The organism is Veillonella sp. ICM51a, from assembly GCF_000524355.1.
GTDB classification, from domain to species: Bacteria; Bacillota; Negativicutes; order Veillonellales; family Veillonellaceae; genus Veillonella; species Veillonella atypica.
The window spans coordinates 24,688-46,208 of sequence record NZ_JAPX01000048.1 but is presented as its reverse complement, the minus strand read 5'-3'; the positions used below and the strand labels follow the sequence as shown (position 1 = coordinate 46,208).

The following is a 21,521-nucleotide window of genomic DNA, read 5'->3' as shown; positions in this document are numbered from 1 at the left end:
ATAGAAATTTTCTATAAGAGGCCTTTTAATAAAATCCATGTGCGAAACACGGAACAATCAGGTATTATGCAACAGTAGATTCTGCAGTAATATCAATTGTATGTTTGTCTTCAGGTTTTTCTTCTTTCAACAATGGAGTCATGCTTTCAATACCAATACCCAATGTGAATAGGTTATGTAACCAAGCAGTTTGACTTGGAGGCATGAAACCAAGTACGCCACCACCTACAAGAGCACCATTGAAACCAACAATGCCATTGTAATTGGACTTGATGCGTTTCATCAAGGCCATAGAAATGCGGCGTAAATCTACAAGAGCTTGTAGATTATCAGAAGAAATCGTAACATTCGCAATTTTTTGTGCAATAGGAGCACCTTCATTCATTGCGATGCCCACATGTGCTTCAGAAATAGCTGGGGAATCATTGATACCATCCCCTACCATCATGACAGTATAACCTTCAGCTTTTGCTTGTTTTACATAAGCTGCTTTATCCTCTGGCAATACCTCTGCATGCACTTCATCGATACCGAGTTCATCAGCTACGCGTTGCGCATTGCGTTTAGAGTCACCAGTCATCATGACAATCTTTTTAATGCCTAAAGCATGTAAATCAGCAATAACTTGTTTAGATTCATCGCGTACAGGGTCTTTAATACAAATAACCGCTGCTAGTGTACCTCCAATAGCGAGGTAAATATGGGAAGATGAATTTGGTAAATTATTGAACTTTTCTTGTTCATCTGCAGGAATCTTTGTTTTTTCATCATCAAAGATGTAGTGAGCACTACCAATGCGTACACGGTAGCGGCCAACTTTAGATGCAATACCATGAGCTACAACGTATTCTACGTCGGAGTGCATTTCCTTGTGAGGCAAGGAATGATCCTTAGCAGCACGTACAATTGCTTTTGCCATGGAGTGAGGGAAATGTTCCTCAATACATGCAGCCAATTTTAACATTTCATCTGCATCATGACCATTAAATGGAATGATTTGTTCAAACTCAGGTTCTGCTTTTGTAAGAGTACCTGTTTTATCGAATACAATCATATCTGCTTGTGCAATTTGTTCTAAGAATTTACCGCCTTTAACAGTGATACCGCGTTTAGATGCTTCTTGCATAGCGGAAAGTACTGCTAATGGAATGGATAATTTTAGAGCACAAGAGAAGTCAACCATTACGAAAGACAATGCTTTCATCACATTACGAGTCAACAAATATGTTAAACCAGCACCAATAAAGCTTATTGGAACTAATTTATCAGCCATGCGGTATGCTTGTTGTTCCATACCGGATTTCATTTGTTCAGATTCTTCGATAAGGTTAACGATTTTTTCGTAACGAGAAGATTTAGATGTGCTACGTACTTCTACAATAGCTTTACCGTCTTCAACAACAGTACCTGCATATACAGAACTGTCTTGATCGCGACGAACCGCTTCTGGTTCACCAGTCATGGAGCTTTCATTAACAAGAACAACACCATCGATAACGACGCCATCCAATGGAATCACTTCGCCTTGACGGATAATGATTTTATCACCTGCCACAACTTCGTTAACTGGCTTGCTCACTTCAATGTCGTCAACTAAAACCCATACTTTATCAACATTCAAAGACATGCTTTGAGCAAGATTCAATACAGATTTACGGTGAGTCCATTCTTCTAAGATATCGCCAATACCTAATAGGTACATAACAGCACCAGCTGTAGGATAATCTTTTTGAAGTAAAGCTGCACCAATAGCAACACCGTCGAGAACCTCTACGGTTAACTTACGTTGCCACAATGTTTTAATCGCTTTGCCGATAAATTTAATACCGTCAAACCATGCCCATGCTGCCGCAATCGGTGCAGGTAACACTGCTTTTTTACCTAAGTAAATAGCAGTGCGATTAATCATCATTTCACGATATTTTTTATTTACCAAGCGCGGAGAGTATTCATTCAAAGCAGGAGCTTCGGACAAATCTAAATCGCGTAGACCTAACACCGCATCACGTACAGATTCAGAATCGCCAGTATGTTTAATGACGATCTGACTGCTACGTGTATAGAAGGTTACGTCTAAAATTGCATCATTAAGTAATAATGTATCCTCTACATAAGCAGCTTCAGCTTCTGTAAAGCGATGACCAGTTACCTTAATATGCAAGCGATTTCTGAGTTTTCGTACAACAGAAAATTGTAACATAGTTAAATCCTTCTATTATTTATTTTCTTCAAAGATTTCTTCGTTGCGTGCTTCGTTGATTTCTTGAGCTTCTGCCAATACATCAGATGCGGAAGCTTGTACTTTTTCAGCAGTTTCCAATACAGTTTCTTTAGCGCGAAGGCCAGCTGCTACGATACCAGCATATACTTTTTTAGCGTCTTTAGAAGTCAACACTTTAAGACCTACAGTACCCAATGCAAGACCTGCTGCGAATAAGTTAGCGTTTTTAAGATTGTTTTGATTGAAGTTGAACATGATAATATCCCTTTCTACTAAATATATAAAAATTTACTTACTATATTTGAAAAGAGGAGCCATTATAGAGACCCCTCTTTCAAATTCAGAATTCGTATTAGCTTACTTAGCGGTACGTTTAATACCAAGCGCCTTGTTCGAACCATCACAGCTGCAGTTACCACCGCAACTAGAAGATTTTTTGGAGCCACCGCTACCACAGCCGCAGCCACCCTTACCAGACACTTGTTTATAAATTTTTGTACCAAGATAAGCCAATGCTAATATCACTATGAGTCCTATAATTAGGTTATCCATTATAATTCCTTCTTTCTCAATATCCACCAAATTTTCATAAATTGATATATGATAAATGAGTTAAAAGCAATATATTTGGATATTTCCCTTTTCTCATTATCATTTAACCACAAATAATGATAATTGGCAAGAGCTATTTTAAATTTTTTCTATAATTAAATTACATTATGTCAATACAATTTAGTTCTAGGTATCTAAGGAATGTAAACCATAGTGATTAACTACGCTTTAATTAGAAGCCTAGTGCCAAACCAATATTGTAGAAAATAAAGCATGCAATCCATGCGAAAGCATTTTCATAACAGAACATGAATAACATCCATTTCCAAGAACCAGTTTCGCGTTTAATAACTGCTAGCGCTGCGATACATGGCGGGTAAATCAAGATGAATAGCATTAATGTTAATGCAATCAATGGTGTAAAGTGTGGATCATTTTGTAAGTAATCAGTCAATGCTTGAGGATGATCTGTATCGCCACCTACTGCATAGATAGTACCCAATGTAGATACAACAACTTCTTTAGCCGCTAAACCAGCCACAAGAGATACACCGATTTTCCAGTCAAAGCCTAATGGTTTAAGAACTGGGTTGATTGCTTTACCGAACATAGCAGCATAGGATTGTTCCAATTTTTCAGAATTTTTTTCTTCGTCAATTTTTTGATTTTCATCATCTAAATTAGCGCTATTTTTATACATAGCCCATGCTACTGGGAATAATTGTTCATTTTGTTCTTTAATGTCATTGAACAATTCAGGTGCTTCAGAATCATCTTCTACTTCGATTTCAGGAGCAGCTTCTCCAGCATCCTCTGCTTGTGTAGTAGCATCTGCTACAGTAGATTTCATATTATCTACGATTTCATTAACTTGGTCTTTTTGTTCATCTGTAGCGATACCAAAATGAGCCAAAGTTTCTGCATCTTTCATTTCATATGTTTGAGCTACTTGATCATGCAATGCATCATAATCTTTGGAGTATTCTACATCCATTGGATATGTTGTGATGAACCATACGAGGATGGAAGCAGCAAGGATGAAAGTACCTGCTTTTTTAAGGTACATAATACCACGTTCAAACATATGAGTTAATGTAGCTTTTAAAGTTGGTAAATGATATGGAGGCAATTCCATTACGAATGGTTCTGCTTCGCCAGCAAATAAATATTTGCGGAAAATTTTAGCAAATACGATACCAAATACAATACCTAATGCATACACAGCAAATACTACAGTACCAGCCCATTCAGGAGGGAAAAATGCTGCTGCAAACAAAGTATAAACAGGTAAGCGTGCAGAACAACTCATGAATGGAGTAATTAAGATTGTTACCATACGATCTTTGTAGTTATCAAGGATACGTGCACCCATTACGGATGGTACGGAACAACCAAAACCTAATAATAAAGGAATAAACGATTTACCATGTAAACCACAAGCGCGCATTACACGGTCAATAACGAAGGCAGCACGTGCCATATACCCTGTATCTTCCAAGAAAGAGATACCAAGGAATAATAATAGAATTAATGGTACGAAGGATAATACAGCACCTACACCGGCGATGATACCATCAGAAATAAGTGATTGTAACTGACCTTCTGGAATAACTGTTACAACCCATGCTTGTAATGCAGTAAAGCCATCTTCAATCCAACCTTGAGGAATAGCACCTACAGTATTTACAAAGTTAAATAGTAACCACATTACAACCATAAAAATTGGCAAACCAAGAATACGGTGAGTTAAAATTTTATCATAACGGTCAGAACGCGTTTCTAATTGTGTAGGAGCCTGTGTTAAACATGTATTATATACTTCTACTGCGAAGCGGTGACGATATTCTTGGAATATTACATCAAGATCGACTTGATCTTTGATTTCTTCACGAATCGCTTTCGCTTTTTCAATAACAGCTTCTGTATTTTCAAAGCGCATAACTTTGCCAATAACGTCCGCATCTTTTTCTAACAACTTAACAGCAACCCAACGAAGTGGATATGTAACAGTACCAGCTTGTTTTAGTTCTTCTACAAGTTCACTAATTTTGCCTTCTAACAAATCACCATAGTTAATTGTTACACCAGGAGCTTTTTGAGAAGCAGCTACACTAACTGTTGCTTCTAGCAACTCTTTTGTACCAATATTAGTACGACCTACTGTGCTAACAATTGTAGCCCCTGTCATTTTTGCCATTTTTTTTAGGTCGTATTTAATGCCCATATCTTCAGCAACATCAGACATGTTTAGAGCAATAACCATTGGCTTTTCAAGTTCCAATAATTGTGCAGCTAAATATAAGTTACGTTCCAAATTAGATGCATCAAGAACATTAACAATTACATCTGGGTTATCATTTACGATAACATTACGCGCTACTAACTCATCCAAGGAACGTGCAGTTAAGCTATATGTACCTGGCAAGTCAATAAACAATAACTCATGGCCATCAAATTTCTTATAGCCTTCCTTTTTTTCTACTGTAACGCCGGCATAGTTACCAACGTGTTGCTTCGCCCCTGTGATATTGTTAAACATTGTAGTTTTACCACAGTTAGGGTTACCTGCTAAGGCAATTCGAATTTGCCCTTTTTCTGCCATGTGAACCTCCTATTGAACCTCTACATCAATCATGCCAGCTTCGCTATTACGAAGTGCTAATTCAAAGTTTTTTACTTTGATTTCCACCGGATCCCCCAAAGGGGCAAACTTCATAACATGGATTTTTGTACCATGTACAAGACCCATGTCAATTAGACGATGCTTAACGTTGCCACTGCCATGTAGTGTAACAATAAGACCAGACTCACCTGGTTTCATGTCTTTTAACTTTTTGATAGCCATACGACACCTCCTAATTATTGTACCTAACAACCTCATATTAAACACACCAAATAATAATGCGTATTAATATCTTAAATTATTATATCATGAAAGTTCATAATTTCAACAATAATTATCATTTTGTTATTCAAAATATTTATATTTATTATTAAATATGATTATACCTATTTTAAAAACATACCAAACGTACTTATAAAATAAGGGTCTATCCATTTTAATATTATATACACAATAAGATTTCTCATTACCGAAAATGATAATTAAGGTTATCTTGTTATCAATTTATTATACATTCATTCTCATTTTCATACTTGCGTTTCAAGAATTGCTTGTCATTATTAAGACTTCTAATCTCAATTTCACCTTTCAAATTCTCATTTTCTAAATTTTATTCATTTAATTAGATGTTATTCAACACTCATTATTCTCCCTAGAATATTCTATAATGATATAAATTTGCTCCACTCTAATAGATTAGGTATAATTAATATAATATGTATTAAAGAAAGGACGACACATGAAATCTTTTAAATCCTTAGGCGTTTGCGACGAACTTATTAGCACCTTACAAAAACAAGGCATAAAAGAACCAACGCCGATTCAAGAACAATCGATTCCTATCGTCTTCAAAGGCAATGATATTATTGCAAAGGCACAAACAGGAACAGGAAAAACATTAGCCTTCTTATTGCCTATATTGCAACGCATTCACACAGATGTACATCAAGAACAAGTACTGATTATCGCACCAACACGGGAACTCATTAAACAAATTTCCGACGAAGCAAAGGTGCTAGGCGCTGTGTTGGATGTCGATATTCTTCCGCTCATCGGTGGTAAAACGATTGAATCCCAATTACAACAACTTGGTAGACGTCCTCACGTTATCCTAGGTACACCAGGTCGCTTATTGGACCACGCTAAGCGCGGCTCACTCCATCTCGATTCGATCCGTCGCGTAGTGTTAGATGAAGCGGATCAAATGCTTCACATGGGATTTTTACCAGACATAGAAAATCTAATCGGTCAAACAGATGCGAATCGACAATTGTTACTCTTCTCTGCTACAATTCCGGACAAGATACGCAACCTAGCAAAAGCATATATGACAAAACCGGTATCTGTAACAGCGGAAGGTAAACACATTACACTAGACTCAATTGACCAACGCGTATATATGATGAATCCAGAGGATAAAACACCTCGCCTCATCAAGATGATCCAAGAAGATAATCCATATTTGGCAATCGTGTTCTGTAACAAGCGAGAAGGCGCCATTCGACTATCCTACGAGTTGACAGCTGCAGGTCTCAACATTGCTGAAATGCACGGCGACCTAACACAGGGCCGACGCACACAAATACTTCGAGACTTTGCCAAGGCAAAAACACAAATTTTGGTGGCTACTGATATTGCAGCGCGCGGCATCGATATTGAGGGCATCACTCATGTATACAACTATGATGTACCTCATGATGTAGATTACTACATCCATCGTATCGGTCGTACAGGTCGTGCAGGTAATTCTGGTATAGCCGTTACATTTGCTACGCCAGCCGATGAATCTTGGTTACGACGCATAGAACGTGCGATCCAAGCAACCTTAACAAAATACACAAAAGATGGGCAAATCAAAACTAAAGGTAATGCCAGCACTGCGCCAAAACGCAAAAAAGCAACATCAAAACCTAAAATCACAAGTTCCTATCAATCTACAAAGGCAAAAGCCCATAAGGCTCGAGGCCATAAGGGTTCCAATACTCGACAACGCCGTACCTCTACATCACAAACAGGTCGACGTGGCAATCGAAGATAACACAAAAATGCGTGTAGCATATCATAAGCTACACGCATTTTTTTATGTGCAATTATTTATTTTGATTTGCATAGATACTCGGTACACCCTCTACATCCATGCACTGCGTCTTGCAAGCTAAACGATTACTACAAACCCATGTAGTACGTCCTCTCATCTGTTGCTTTACAAAATATCCTTTTTTGCATCGAGGGCATATATATTGCTTTGACTCTTCCGGAACCTCCAGATTTGAATCCTCGTTTTGACCACCACCTACAGGTTGAGTATATCGACAAGACGGATAATTAGTACAACCTAAAAAGGCGCCAAACTTACCACTCCGCCGTTGTAATCGCCCCTTCTTACAGGATGGACACTCAGGTAAATCCTTCAGATTTACTTGATTGGCATCCATAGGCCGTCTTGCATTTTGATTCGAAATGGTACGGACCACATTGGGCATCATTTGATCACGACTTACCAGTTTATCAAAACCAAGTTTATCAATTAAGTGTTGTAAAAATTGAATCTGATCTTTTAGGAATGACTCCAGTGTATCCTCCCCCTCACTCATAAGAGCAAGACGTTCCTCCCAAATGGCTGTTTCATCAGGATATAATAATTCATCAGGCAATGCATCTACCAAAAGATATCCCGTATCGGTAGGAGATAACACCTGTTTCTTACCAGATGTCTTCATAAACCCACGACTGATTAATTCATCAATAATATTTGCCCGCGTCGCTTCCGTTCCAATACCGGATACGGCCTTCAATTGTTTCTTCAACTCTTCATTCTTAACAAACTTATGAATTTCCTTCATCGCTTGTAATAATGTAGAAGGCGTAAATCGAGAGGGCGGTTTTGTTTGTTTTGACTCTACAGATGAATCCGTATATTTAACTGAGTCATTCTTTTTAACCGACGGCAAATGATCTGCTTCTTCGATAGCATCCTTTTTAGGCCCCGATTCTGCACCTCGTTCATCGGTTAAGTCCGGTTCATCACCATCTGCGTTAGTCTTAGACTTTTGACGCTTATATAAGGACTTCCAGCCTTCTTCAATAACAACGCGACCATTGGCAACGAATTCTTCCTCGCATTGACCAACTACAATCCTTGTTTGCTCATATACATGTTCTCCATAAAATTGAGCAATATAGGCCTGACTGATGAGAAAGTAAATATTACGTTCTGCTTGAGTTAGGCTGTTTACATTACAAGCAACTGTGGTTGGAATGATGGCATGATGGGCAGTAATCTTTTTTTCATTCCATGCACGACTCTTAATATTTCTATCCGCATTTTGTGCCCATTGTGAAAGTTTTTCATCCCCCGATTGCGCTAAATTGCTGAGAATAGCCATACGATCACCATATTGATTAGGTGGCAAGTATTCACAATCAGAACGAGGATACGTGGTCAATTTTTTCTCGTATAATTTCTGTGCCGTATCAAGTACAGTTTGAGGGTCATAAGAGTATGCCTTCCCTGCCAACACTTGTAATGACGATAGTGATAATGGCAACCGTTGTAAATCTTTCTTCTTGGATTTTGTAACGGATTTTACCATGCCATCAAGGCTTGATGCTAGCTGTTGCACTAAGCTTTCAGCAACCCCTTTATTAATGAGACGCCCATCTGGATCTAATCCTTTTTGTTCATCCTTAGGTTGCCACGTTGCCCAAAAGGTACCATTCTCATGGGTATATAAAATTTTAACGGTAAAATAATCAACCGGTTTAAAGTCGGCTAATTCTCGCTCACGACGTACTACGAGTGCTAGTGTCGGTGTTTTTACACGGCCTATAGGCAATGTTACCTTATTCCCCTTATACCGTTCAGATAATGTATAGGCCCTCGATAAATTCATCCCGATTAACCAATCGGCACGCGCTCTAGCTAATGCAGATTGATATAGATTGTGAAAGTCCTTATTATCGCGCAAATCACCTAATGCCGATTTTACAGATTTCTCGTCCAATGCATTTAATAAAATCCGTTGCACCGGTTTTGTATTGCCTACAAAATACAAAACCTCATCGACTAATAACTGACCTTCTCTATCCGGGTCACCCGCGTTGACAATAATATCGGCCTTTCCAATCAGCTCTTTTACAGTTTCAAACTGTTGACGACTGCTATCGGTTACGAGTAATTTCCACTCAGTAGGTACAATTGGTAAGTCTTGAGGACGCCAACGAATATATTTATCGTCATAGTCACCAGGCTCGGCTTGATGTAATACATGCCCTACAACCCATGTAACAACATCGTCACCTTGGATAAAATAACCATTGCGTTTTTGTATATTCTTATTTTCCGGCAAACATTTACTGATTTCTCGAGCCATGGATGGCTTTTCTGCAATAAATAACCGCATGGTCCCCTCCTTAACGTACATATGGCGACCATCCCCGTAGTCGCTCTTTGAAATCTCATTATACTACAATTTAGTGGTCATAACTACCAAAATCATGTATAATTTTAAAGATATGAATAATGTGAAAATTGTACAATACAATTAAACTTTCACAAGCGAAACAACAGAGGTGAATTATGACATTTTTAGAAGAAGTACAACGTCGTCGTACGTTTGCTATCATATCTCACCCGGATGCGGGTAAAACAACATTAACAGAAAAATTACTTTTATACGGTGGCGCTATTCACTTGGCAGGCTCCGTTAAGTCTCGAAAAACGGCAAAACATGCTGTATCTGACTGGATGGAAATCGAAAAGCAACGTGGTATCTCTGTAACGAGTTCCGTATTGCAATTCGACTACGATGGATGTCGCGTAAACATCCTCGATACACCTGGTCACCAAGACTTCTCCGAAGATACCTATCGTACATTGATGGCTGCTGATAGCGCAGTCATGCTCATCGACGTAGCAAAAGGCGTGGAAGCACAAACTAAAAAACTATTTGCCGTTTCTAAAGAACGAGGTATTCCAATCTTTACATTCGTAAATAAAATTGACCATTTTGGTCGTAGTCCATTCGATTTGATGGAAGAAATCGAAAACGTTCTCGGCATCCGTACATGCCCTATGAACTGGCCTATCGGTATCAATGGCGAATACAAGGGCGTATACGATAGAGAGCATGAAACGATCGAGCTCTTTGCTAAGGATGAAACACATGGTCAAGAAAAGTTAGCCTCTGAAAAAGGTGCATTAACTGACCCTCGCATGAAAGAATTATTAGGTGACGATGTATATCAAGCATTGCTTGATGATATCGAATTATTAGACGTTGCAGGCGACCCATTCGATTTTGATAAGGTGCGCGCCGGCGAATTGACACCGATGTTCTTCGGCTCTGCTATGACAAACTTTGGGGTAAAACCATTTTTAGAAAAATTCTTAGAACTCGCTCCATCCCCAGCTCCACGTCAAGCAATCGAAGAGGTTGTACAACCTACAAGCGAAGACTTCTCAGCATTAGTATTTAAAATTCAAGCCAATATGGACCCTAATCACCATGATCGCATCGTATTTATGCGTATCTGCTCTGGTAAATTTGAAAAGGGCATGTCTGTATTGCATCGCCAATCGAATAAGACGATTCGCTTATCACAACCACAACAATTCTTGGCTACAGAACGTACCATTGTAGAAGATGCGTATCCTGGCGATATTATCGGTGTCTTCGACGCCGGCACAATGGGTGTAGGCGATACACTATGTGCACAAAAGCACAAGGTTACATTTGGCGACTTCCCTGTCTTCCCACCTGAATTCTTTGCTCGTGTATCACCAAAAGATACGATGAAACGCAAACAATTCCAAAAAGGGATGACACAACTTGCCCAAGAAGGGGCTGTTCAAATCTTTGAACAACCAGGTGCTCTCGACTCCTTCGTAGTTGGCGCTGTCGGTATGCTTCAATTTGAAGTATTGGAATACCGCCTAAAAAATGAATACGGTGTCGATTTATTAAATCATACATTGCCATACAGTGTAGCACGTTGGATTGACGGAGACGTAGATACATCCACACTAAAAGGTCTAGATAATGCAATGATTGTAAAGGATAACCGTGACCGCACCGTTGTACTCATCGCCAACGAATGGCAAATGGGTTGGGTTCTAGAACGTAATCCTGATGTTACTTTCTTAACAACACCAAAATTACATAATGAGATTTAATTAAATCTTAGTTCACTATATAAATGGCGAAGGTCCTTTCTATCGATCCTTCGCTATTTTATTCTCACATTTATATAATCAAAAATTTTTCTATTCTCATTAGAGGAATTTATGACGAAAGTGTAGAATATATAATCTATACATATTTTGTATACATGATAAATTCTATAGTATTTAATTGGTTGTTCATGATACAATGTAATAAATTATTTTTATTTGTTAAAAGGAGTGATTTTATGCCACTGATTGACCTAAAGTTAGTCAACGATGTATGGACACTAAACCTGTCCATGATTCAAACTGTGGGCCTCGCTGTAATTACCTTATTCATAGGTACTTGGATTAATAAACATTCCAAGTTTTTACAACGCATGTGTATGCCAGCACCAGCTGTAGGGGCTTTACCATTTGCATTTTTAACTGCTATTCTTTCTTATTATCATATCTTGGATATTAAATTTGAAGGTTCCTTGCAAACCTTTTTAATGCTTGCCTTCTTTACTACCATCGGGTTGATGGCTTCCTTAAAGGTATTGAAAAAAGGCGGTATTTTCATTATCTTCTTCTTCCTTGCTTGTGCCGTGTGGATTGTAGTTCAAAATACTGCAGGTATCGCCATTGCCAAAGCATTGGGTATTGAACCAATTATCGGTATCATGGCTGGTTCCGTATCCATGATTGGTGGTCTCGGTACGGCAGGTGCCTTCGGTCCATACTATGAACAATTACTTGGTATTCCAGGTACTGCATCTGCAGCCGTAGCAGCAGCTACATTTGGTATGGTAGCTGGTACGATTTTAGGTGCTCCAGTAGGAGAACGCATCATCAAAATGCATAAGGTAAAAACACCTTACGACAACCCTGAAACTATGGATGATGACAACATCGATTATATCGAAGATCACGTTGAAGGCGGCGGAAAGCAATTCAACTCTCAAGATTTGTTAACGATTTGTATGTGGATTGGCCTAGCTCTTGGCATTGGTACCATCGTAAGTGCAGGTTTATCTATCTTAACTCCATTACCTGCATACATTGGCTCTATGATTTGTGCAGCCATCATTCGTAACTTTGGTGACTTTACAAAATCCTACAAGATTAACGATGCTGCCCTTGATGCTGTATCTAATGTAGCATTGTCCCTATTCGTTACAATGGCAATCAATAGCTTGAAACTTGTACAATTAATCGACCTTGCATTACCACTTATTACAATCTTAGTTGCACAAATGGCGCTTATCTGTGTATTCGCATACATTATTTACTTCCTATTTGGTCGCAACTACGATTCCGTTATGCTCGGTGCAGGTGCTATCGGTTTCGGCTTAGGTGCTACGCCAAACGCATTGGTTAATATGTTATCCTTAGCAAGTAAACACGGCCCATCCCCTCGTGCATGGCTCGTTGTATCCTTGGTAGGTGCATTCTTAATCGACTTTGCTAATGCCTTTATTATTACAACAATGGCTGGCATTCTATACTAAAATGAAAGGACCCATTCGGGTCCTTTTTTATGCCAAAAGGTCCTAAGGATAATCCTTAGGACCTTTTAATTATATTATTTAATTAAGGCCGCCCACGCATTGGCTACATCGGCAAATTCTTGGAGGGTAAATGTCTCTCCTCTTCGTTGACCATCGATATTGGCTTTTGCTAAAAGCTCTTCAATTCGATCTTTAGAAAGCCCTGTCGTCTTCATTGTATTAGCAAATGTTTTACGTCGTTGTGCAAAACCAGCTTTCACAACGCGGAAGAATAGTTTCTCATCAACCACATCCACAGGAGGTTTATCACGCAATACACAGCGAATGACAGAACTCGTTACAGCTGGCGCTGGCAAGAAAGATTTTGGCGGAACATTTAACACGATATCGGGCTTAGTATAATACTGAACAGCCACCGATAGAGCACCATAGTCCTTCGTACCTGGCTTTGCCACCATCCGTAAGGCTACTTCTTTTTGTACCATCACAACGAGGCGCTCTATAGGCAATCTACTTTCCAAAAGTGACATAATAATAGGTGTTGTAATGTAATATGGCAAATTAGCAACAACCTTGAACGGTTCATGATGCATAATGGACGGTACATCCAATTTCAACACATCCCCATGAACAATAGTCACGTTACTATATTGAGCTAGTGTCGTATCTAAAACCTCTAATAAACGCGTATCGAGCTCAATAGCCGTTACATTAGCACCACTTTGTGCTAAGCCTTGTGTAAGCGTGCCAATACCAGGACCAATTTCTAAAACAGGCTCTCCTTCTTGTAAATCCGCAGCTTTTACAATTTCACCAACAATGCCACGCTTAATCAGAAAATTCTGGCCCAACTTTTTGCTCATTTTAATATCAAAACGTTTACAGATATAATGAACTACTTCTGGACTCGCAATGATAGATTCAATCATGAATACTCCTATTCTAAATTTTGTTACGAATTTAATACTATGTTTGTTGAAAGTATATTAACATCTTGAAACGGCTTGTTCATATTCATCACGACTGATGCCATAATGATTGAGTCGATATAAAAACTGTTTGCCATTTCCATATCCTATACCCAAAGCAGCACCAACGGCAGCTCGTTTATCAGCACTATTAGGAAATCCAGAAAGGCCATGTCGTACAAGATCTGCCATCGTAAATTCCTCGCTGGATACCAATGATTCTGTATGGAGTACGGATAAAGCCTTTATAATAGACTCTGGCGAAGCTTGTTCGATACCAATATCATCATTTGCATAGGCCTCATCGCGAGGAACAAAGGCATGTTGTGCATTAGGAAATTTCTTTGTTAATACGCGGCGTATACGTTCGCCAGCCGTATCTGGATCGGTAAGAATAATAATGCCCCGCTTCTCATAGGCTACCCGAATCTGTTCAATAACGCCCTTGCGCAAGGTAAATCCTTCCGTAGCAATACAATCAGCGTCAATAGCTTGATGTATACGTTGTATATCCGATTTTCCTTCTACTACAATAACCTCTTTTAACATAGGACCTCCTTATATCTATTATATTATTGTAACATATATAGCATTGCTTAAATAGGTGTAATAGTTTAGTATAATATTATATAAAACTATAAAAATAAGGAGATAATTGTGACATTACAACAATTGCGATATGTAACGACAATTGCCAATATCGGCAGTATTAGTGAGGCTGCAAAACGTTTATTCGTATCTCAGCCAAGCTTGACGAAAGCCATAAAAGAATTAGAAAAGGAGATGGGCATTACCATCTTCGATCGCACCAATAAGGGCATTACTGTATCTAAGGAGGGCGAGCGTTTTTTAGGATATGCACGCCAAGTATTGGAACAAGCTACGCTGTTAGAAGAACAATATAAGAGTAATAAAGGTGGAAAAAAACAATTTTCCGTATCTACACAACATTACTCCTTTGCAGTAAATGCTTTTATCGATCTTATCAATCAAAGCGATGTAGACTCTTATGATTTCTCGTTACGGGAAACACAAACCTATGAAATCATTGATGACGTAGCGCATATGAAAAGCGAAATCGGTCTTTTATATTACAATGATTTTAATCGACCTGTTTTAGAAAAATTGATTCATACTAACGAATTAACCTTTACAGAGCTATTCACGGCGAGCCCTCATATTTTTATCGGCAAACAACATCCATTAGCTACTAAAAAAATGGTCTCTATGAATGAATTGGAACCATATCCTTATGTATCATTTGAACAAGGCGACCATAATTCGTTCTATTTTTCCGAAGAAATTTTTAGTACTGTTGTGCGCCCAAAACATATACGTGTCCGTGATAGGGCCTCCCTCTTTAGTCTATTAATCGGCCTCAATGGATACACCGTATCAAGCGGCGTTATCGATAAGGAGTTCAATGGTGAAAGTATCATTTCCGTGCCCCTATCAGAAGAAGGCATCATGCATATCGGCTACATTACTAACAATAAAATGCAGCGCAGTCGTTTAGGACAAGGATATATTAATGCCTTAGAGCAATATGTAAACAATTATGGCAAACATATTCAATTGCCCACCGAAAAATAAATCTTTCGATTCTACAAATCAAAATAACAAACTAAATCAGTACATCCTCTATACAGAAGGATGTACTTTTTCTTTATAACTAATGCCATACTATATGGTTGCCTCCATAACTATAATCTATACCAAACATTAATATATAGATATTTTTAAATATAGTTAGACTTAGCTATAATAAACCTATCGAAATTATCGGTTATACCGTTTATTATAGGAGGTTTTATTATGTCTAACCATTTAGCACCATTTCATTTTGATATTGTAGGTTCTTTCCTACGTCCAGCAGAATTAAAAGAAGCACGTCAAGCTTTCACAGACGGCAAAATCACTCGCGAAGATTTAACAGCAGTCGAAGATCGCCTTATTACAGACCTTATCAAAAAACAAAAAGCAGCAGGTCTACCTGTGATTACAGATGGCGAGTTCCGCCGCGCATATTGGCATTTGGATTTCATGTGGGGATTCAATGGTGTAAAAGAAATTGAACTTGAACATGGCTACAAATTCCACGGTCAAGAAACAGCACCTGGTTCTCTTGCACTTACAGGCAAAATCACAGGCACTAATCACCCATTCGTAGAACATTTTAAATTCGTAAAACAATTCGAAGATGAACATACAACAGCTCGTCAAACCATCCCTGCCCCATCTCAATTCTTAGCAGAATTATTCCGTGAAGATAATGGTACTGTAACACGTTCCTTCTACCCAGATTTAGAGGAGTTAATCCAAGATATTGCAGCAGCCTATCGTCAAGTTATAAAAGATTTATATGATGCAGGTTGTCGCAATATTCAATTTGATGATTGTACATGGGGTATGTGCTGCGACCATGGCTATTGGACTGGCCGTCAAAAAGATAAAAGTGTAACCATCGAAGGAGAAACAGCAAAATACTTACGCGTAAATAACTTGGCCCTTGAAGGTCGTCCTCAGGATCTAGCTTTTACAACACATGTATGCCGCGGTAATTACAACTCTACTTGGGCTGCTAGCGGCGGCTATGAACCAGTAGCACCAATTCTATTTGCCAAAGAAAACGTAGATGCATATTACTTAGAATTCGACGACGAACGGTCCGGTGGCTTTGAACCATTGCGTGAAGTATCACCTAATAAAAAGGTTGTATTAGGCCTCATTACAACAAAACGTCCACAACTAGAAGATAAAGAAGTAATTAAGGCTCGAATTAAGGAAGCTACAAAATACATTCCTCTCGAAAGACTTTGCCTATCCCCTCAATGCGGATTTGCATCCTGCGAAATCGGCAATCAATTAACCGAAGAAGAACAATGGGCCAAATTGGCATTAGTTAAAGAAATCGCACACGAAGTATGGGGTGATTAAATGACAGAGCGCACAATATACTTGGGTGGTGGTTGTTTCTGGGGATTACAAGGTTATATTCGCCAAATTCCCGGCATAGTTTCGACTGAGGTGGGCTATGCCAACGGCCCTACTACCAACCCAAGTTATGAAGATGTATGTCATGACAGTGGCCATGTAGAAGCACTAAAAGTAATCTATGATACCGATATATTATCATTAGATCATTTAATTCAGTATTTCTTGCGTGCTATCGATCCATTTAGTATCAATAAACAAGGCGGGGATGAAGGAATTCAGTATCGGACAGGTATATACTATACAGATAGTGCTGATAAAGCAATTATTGAAACTACATTAGCTCGTGCTCAATCCTTTGAAAGCAAACCCTTCGCCATCGAAGTATTACCACTTGATAACTATTACTCTGCAGAAGAATATCATCAAGATTATTTAGACAAAAACCCTAATGGTTATTGTCACATTCCTCTCGGCCTATCCCAAGAGCCACTTATAGACGATAGTGCCTATAACAAACCGACCGAAAAAGACTTGCAAACTTTATCACTGCAAGAGTTTGAAGTGACTCAAAATGCTGCTACAGATGCACCATTTAGTCATGAATTGACTGATGAATTTAAATCTGGACTCTATGTAGATGTCACTACGGGTGAACCACTATTCGGATCATCGCGTAAATTTGAATCACATTGTGGTTGGCCAAGTTTTACAAAACCCATAGCGAAAGATGTTATTCGGTATTACAAAGATGACTCCCATGGTATGCAACGTGTTGAAGTACGCAGTCGAATCGGAAATGCCCACCTAGGTCATGTCTTTGAAGATGGCCCTAATGGATCGTTACGGTATTGCATCAATGGATCAGCTCTCAAATTTATACCAAAAAATGAATTATTAGGAACAAAGTATGAATACCTAATTCCTTATATAGACTAATATCTATACAAGAAAAGGACGATACATTTCCTCATTGGAAACTATCGTCCTTTTCTCATTAGGGTAATTATACCAAAAGGAGATATCACTTGGATATCTCCTTTTATTATTAATATGAATTAATCGAGTACGTAAACTGTTACATCACGTCGACCAAAGTCCATGGCTTCACCATAGGAGTCCATAACAAGGTCAATACGATTTCCCACGATAGCACCGCCTGTATCAGCTGCTACGGCCTCACCATAGCCTGGAATAAATAAGCGCGTACCTAATGGAATCACATCAGGGTCAACAGCAACTACACCGCGTACTGCAGGAATACCTGTAGCAGTAATACCAGCACCGTCGCCATCACCTGCTAAATAAGCAGATGCTTCCATAACGATGGAACGAGATGCACGGCCAGATACATTACGGGATGTCGTTACTTCACGAGTACCTTCTTTAATAATTGTAGGTACCATATTTGTCATTACAGACTTAGACAATTCATTCGTTCTAATAGCGGTGCCATTATTATATAATGTCTCAACTTGAACGCGTTCAGTGCCCGGTTGACCAACTTGAACAACTTCTTCTTCGCCTTGAGCCATTGTGTCATCTTTTTGACGAATAACTTGGACTGGGATTTCTTGATCCACAGTATTCACTGCACGGCTTGTAACACGTACAATATCCACATTACTACCAGCTTGAATAGCACCACTAGCTGCAGTGGTATAATTAGGAGCTTTAAAGCCTAATTCTTCTGCTAAATCCTCGGCTGTAGTTTGTGTAGTATAAACAGTTCTAGTTTTTCCATTTACTGTAACAGATACTGGGAATGCTCTTACTACTGTAAGTGTTGTCCCTTCTTGTACAGAATTAGAATCGCTAATTACTTTATCTTTCGGATTTAATTTAATACCTGCGTTACGCACGATACCTTCATTCGAATTTAAATGTGTTTTAACAGTATGAGCTGCACCATCAGCCATGACTGTAACAGTTTTATCGTTGTAAGAAAAACCAGTCAAGGTTATTGCAGTTACCATCAATCCAGCAACCACAGACGATATATATCGCTTGTGCGTCTTTTGAATTCTCATTACGAAATACCTCCTGTAACAATCATATTCTACTACAGTTAGATATAACCTGTCAAACACACAAGGTTAACAATCTCCGATAAACCCTTATAATATATGGTTTTTCTCATTTTAAATCTTTTGTTTTTTTACACTCTGTCCACTGTATAAATACATATCTAAGTTTTTCGATAACATACTACATAAGCAAAATTGTAGAGGTATATAAGATACTACTACAATATATAGTATACGATGTATATATTATTTCGAAAGTGAATATTTATGAGTTTTTCTATTGTTACCACAAAATATATTAAAGTTCTAAATTTTCATTTACATTTCATATTACAATAAATAAAACGACTAAAACATACGTAAATTGGGTATTTATAATCTATATTTATACATCTATATAACAGCGTTTTGAAATTTCATTATTCTTTCATCTTAAACATTGGCTTAAATCGTTCTATGACTGTCATTTGCTCCCTACTATCTTGTGTATTAGCAGCCTCCATTAATTCTTCTTGTGCAGATAACGGCCCCTCTATATTAGATACTTTATAATAAGAACCATCGGATCTCATAAGATGTGCTTTTAATGTATCTACTAAATATAAGTCTAGAATACCTTTAATTCTTGCTTTATGACGTTTATCCTCAATAGGAATCATCAATTCAACCCGTTCATTTAAATTGCGAGGCATCCAGTCCGCACTAGAAAGAAATATTTTTTCATTGCCTCCATTTCGGAAATAGAACAATCTATGATGTTCCAAGAAACGCCCTACTATTGAACGTACCGTAATATTATCACTAACCCCTGCAATGCCAGGTCTAAGCGTACAAATTCCCCGTACAATCAAATCAATACGCACCCCATTAGCAGATGCCTCATATAATTTGGCAATGACTTTTTTATCCAGTAATGAATTCATCTTTGCAATAATATATGCATCTTCACCACGTTTAGCACATTGGATCTCTTCATCTATAAGATCCATAATTCTCTCTCTCAAATTTAATGGTGCTACGATAAACTTATTCCAAATCGGTGGATCCGAATAACCAGAAATCAAATTAAAGAAGCGAGATGCATCATCACCGTATTCATCATTGCATGTAAAAATGCCACAATCCGTATATATGCGGGCCGTTTTACCATTATAATTCCCCGTTGCTAAATGCACATAACGGCGTATACCATCTTCTTCACGGCGAACTACCATTGTAATCTTAGAATGGGTTTTTAACCCCTTTAACCCATAAATAACATGACAACCCGCCTTTTCTAATCTACGAGCCATAGTAATATTATGCTCTTCATCAAAACGGGCCTTTACTTCCATCAAAACAGTAACTTGCTTACCATTATCCGCTGCTTTTATAAGAGACGCAATAATGGGTGATTCTCCACTAACGCGATACAAGGTTTGTTTTATAGCCAAGACATTTGGATCTACCGCAGCTTGTGCTACAAATTGTTCAACCACACTAAAGGATTCAAAAGGATGATGTACAAATATATCTCTATTACGAATCACATCGAGTAAATTTTCTCCTTCGAATCCAATTAAATCGCTTGGTATTTTAGGCTCAAATGGTTTATAGCGCAAATTATCATACCCAGGGTAATTTGAAAAATCGAAATACATACGACAATCTAAATGACCATCTATATGGTATACATCTTTTTCTTCAAGTTCTACACTTGCCAATACGGTACGCAACAATTCAGGAGAACCACCTCCAACAACCTCTAAGCGAACCGCATCACCACGGCGTCTACGCCGTAAAGAAGCTTCGACCTCTGTCAATAAATCCTTTGCGTCTTCTTCATCGATTTCCAAATCCGCATCACGAGTCAATCGGAAAATCATAGACTCTTCAATACCATAACCTTGGAAGAATTGAATCGCATAATAACTTATAACATCCTCTAAATACACAAATCGATGTACCTTATTTGAGGAGGATGGTACCTCGATAATTCGATCTAATACTGACGGTATTGGCAAAATTGCAATCTTATAATCCTTTGTACCATCTGGTTGAACTTGAAAGATGCGAACAATAGCATTAATCGTATTATTTGCCAAAAAAGGAAATGGATGTCCTGAGTCAACGGCCAATGGAGTGACCACAGGATAGATTTGTTCCTCAAAATAATGACGTAACCAGGCCTTTGTCTTTACATCTAACTCTTCAGGATGAAAAAAACTAAACCCTTTTTCCTTTAAATCTGCTAAAACGCGATGTAAATATGTATATTGTAACGAAACTAAACGTTGTACAGATTCATCGATAGCTTTGAGCTGTGCCTTGGCATCCATATGAGCAGCATCATATTTAACAATACCATTCATAGCTTGATGACGTAATCCCGCTACGCGTATCATAAAAAATTCGTCTAAATTAGAACTGGCAATAGCGATAAAGCGTAAACGCTCCATTAAGGGATTGCTCGTATCCATCGCTTCTAATACAACCCGTTGGTTAAACTTTAACCAGGATAATTCACGGTTAAAATAGTACTTTGGACTTGTAAACAA

General features: G+C 38.3%; 16 protein-coding genes. 6 read left to right on the top strand and 10 right to left on the bottom strand.

Annotated features, from left to right (window positions below):
* Positions 1-64 precede the first annotated feature (64 nt).
* The 5 genes from HMPREF1504_RS08860 to HMPREF1504_RS08840 form a co-directional block, all read right to left on the bottom strand.
* The gene (locus HMPREF1504_RS08860; protein ID WP_038125169.1) at positions 65-2,200 is read right to left on the bottom strand and encodes a heavy metal translocating P-type ATPase; all 2,136 of its coding nucleotides are present in this window, start codon (positions 2,198-2,200) and stop codon (positions 65-67) included.
* 15 nt (positions 2,201-2,215) lie between these two features.
* Positions 2,216-2,476: a DUF6110 family protein gene (locus tag HMPREF1504_RS08855; RefSeq protein ID WP_005376730.1), complete on the bottom strand. Its 261-nt coding sequence runs from the start codon at positions 2,474-2,476 to the stop codon at positions 2,216-2,218.
* 102 nt (positions 2,477-2,578) lie between these two features.
* Positions 2,579-2,773 carry a FeoB-associated Cys-rich membrane protein gene (locus HMPREF1504_RS08850; protein ID WP_005380969.1) on the bottom strand — a complete coding sequence of 65 codons (195 nt, stop codon included), beginning with the start codon at positions 2,771-2,773 and terminating at the stop codon, positions 2,579-2,581.
* Between the two features lie 232 nt (positions 2,774-3,005).
* Positions 3,006-5,375 (bottom strand): ferrous iron transport protein B, encoded by a 2,370-nt coding sequence (feoB, locus tag HMPREF1504_RS08845; protein ID WP_038125167.1) that lies wholly within the window; start codon positions 5,373-5,375, stop codon positions 3,006-3,008.
* Positions 5,376-5,384: 9 nt separating this feature from the next.
* Positions 5,385-5,618, bottom strand: coding sequence for a FeoA family protein (locus HMPREF1504_RS08840; RefSeq protein WP_005376797.1), 234 nt, complete (start codon positions 5,616-5,618; stop codon positions 5,385-5,387).
* Between the two features lie 517 nt (positions 5,619-6,135).
* Here HMPREF1504_RS08840 and HMPREF1504_RS08835 point away from each other — a divergent pair.
* The gene (locus HMPREF1504_RS08835; RefSeq protein ID WP_005380914.1) at positions 6,136-7,434 is read left to right on the top strand and encodes a DEAD/DEAH box helicase; all 1,299 of its coding nucleotides are present in this window, start codon (positions 6,136-6,138) and stop codon (positions 7,432-7,434) included.
* 52 nt (positions 7,435-7,486) lie between these two features.
* Here the strand turns inward: HMPREF1504_RS08835 and HMPREF1504_RS08830 are convergent, their stop codons facing one another.
* Complete coding sequence (locus HMPREF1504_RS08830; protein ID WP_005381063.1) at positions 7,487-9,799, bottom strand: DNA topoisomerase 3; 2,313 nt, start codon at positions 9,797-9,799, stop codon at positions 7,487-7,489.
* A 176-nt stretch (positions 9,800-9,975) separates the two neighbouring features.
* On the opposite strand from HMPREF1504_RS08830, the gene HMPREF1504_RS08825 reads away from it, so the two are divergent.
* Positions 9,976-11,571 (top strand): peptide chain release factor 3, encoded by a 1,596-nt coding sequence (locus HMPREF1504_RS08825; protein WP_038125165.1) that lies wholly within the window; start codon positions 9,976-9,978, stop codon positions 11,569-11,571.
* Positions 11,572-11,807: 236 nt separating this feature from the next.
* The gene (locus HMPREF1504_RS08820; RefSeq protein ID WP_005378508.1) at positions 11,808-13,055 is read left to right on the top strand and encodes a sodium/glutamate symporter; all 1,248 of its coding nucleotides are present in this window, start codon (positions 11,808-11,810) and stop codon (positions 13,053-13,055) included.
* Between the two features lie 74 nt (positions 13,056-13,129).
* Here HMPREF1504_RS08820 and rsmA read toward each other — a convergent pair whose 3' ends face one another.
* Complete coding sequence (gene rsmA, locus HMPREF1504_RS08815) at positions 13,130-13,984, bottom strand: 16S rRNA (adenine(1518)-N(6)/adenine(1519)-N(6))-dimethyltransferase RsmA (RefSeq protein WP_038125163.1); 855 nt, start codon at positions 13,982-13,984, stop codon at positions 13,130-13,132.
* A 57-nt stretch (positions 13,985-14,041) separates the two neighbouring features.
* A complete protein-coding gene (gene rnmV, locus HMPREF1504_RS08810; protein WP_005378514.1) occupies positions 14,042-14,572 on the bottom strand; it encodes a ribonuclease M5 in 531 nt (176 codons plus the stop codon).
* A 108-nt stretch (positions 14,573-14,680) separates the two neighbouring features.
* Between rnmV and HMPREF1504_RS08805 the strand changes: the two genes are divergently transcribed.
* The 3 genes from HMPREF1504_RS08805 (at position 14,681) to msrB (ending at position 17,896) form a co-directional block, all read left to right on the top strand.
* Positions 14,681-15,616 carry a LysR family transcriptional regulator gene (locus HMPREF1504_RS08805; protein ID WP_005378470.1) on the top strand — a complete coding sequence of 312 codons (936 nt, stop codon included), beginning with the start codon at positions 14,681-14,683 and terminating at the stop codon, positions 15,614-15,616.
* Positions 15,617-15,838: 222 nt separating this feature from the next.
* Positions 15,839-16,960: a 5-methyltetrahydropteroyltriglutamate--homocysteine S-methyltransferase gene (locus HMPREF1504_RS08800; RefSeq protein ID WP_005378487.1), complete on the top strand. Its 1,122-nt coding sequence runs from the start codon at positions 15,839-15,841 to the stop codon at positions 16,958-16,960.
* A complete protein-coding gene (gene msrB, locus HMPREF1504_RS08795) occupies positions 16,961-17,896 on the top strand; it encodes a peptide-methionine (R)-S-oxide reductase MsrB (RefSeq protein WP_038125161.1) in 936 nt (311 codons plus the stop codon).
* A 119-nt stretch (positions 17,897-18,015) separates the two neighbouring features.
* On the opposite strand, the gene HMPREF1504_RS08790 is transcribed toward msrB, so the two are convergent.
* Both HMPREF1504_RS08790 and ppk1 read right to left on the bottom strand, forming a co-directional pair.
* A complete protein-coding gene (locus HMPREF1504_RS08790) occupies positions 18,016-18,987 on the bottom strand; it encodes a 3D domain-containing protein (RefSeq protein ID WP_038125159.1) in 972 nt (323 codons plus the stop codon).
* Between the two features lie 416 nt (positions 18,988-19,403).
* Entirely contained in the window at positions 19,404-21,521 is a 2,118-nt protein-coding gene (gene ppk1 / locus HMPREF1504_RS08785) for a polyphosphate kinase 1 (protein WP_038125158.1), read from the bottom strand.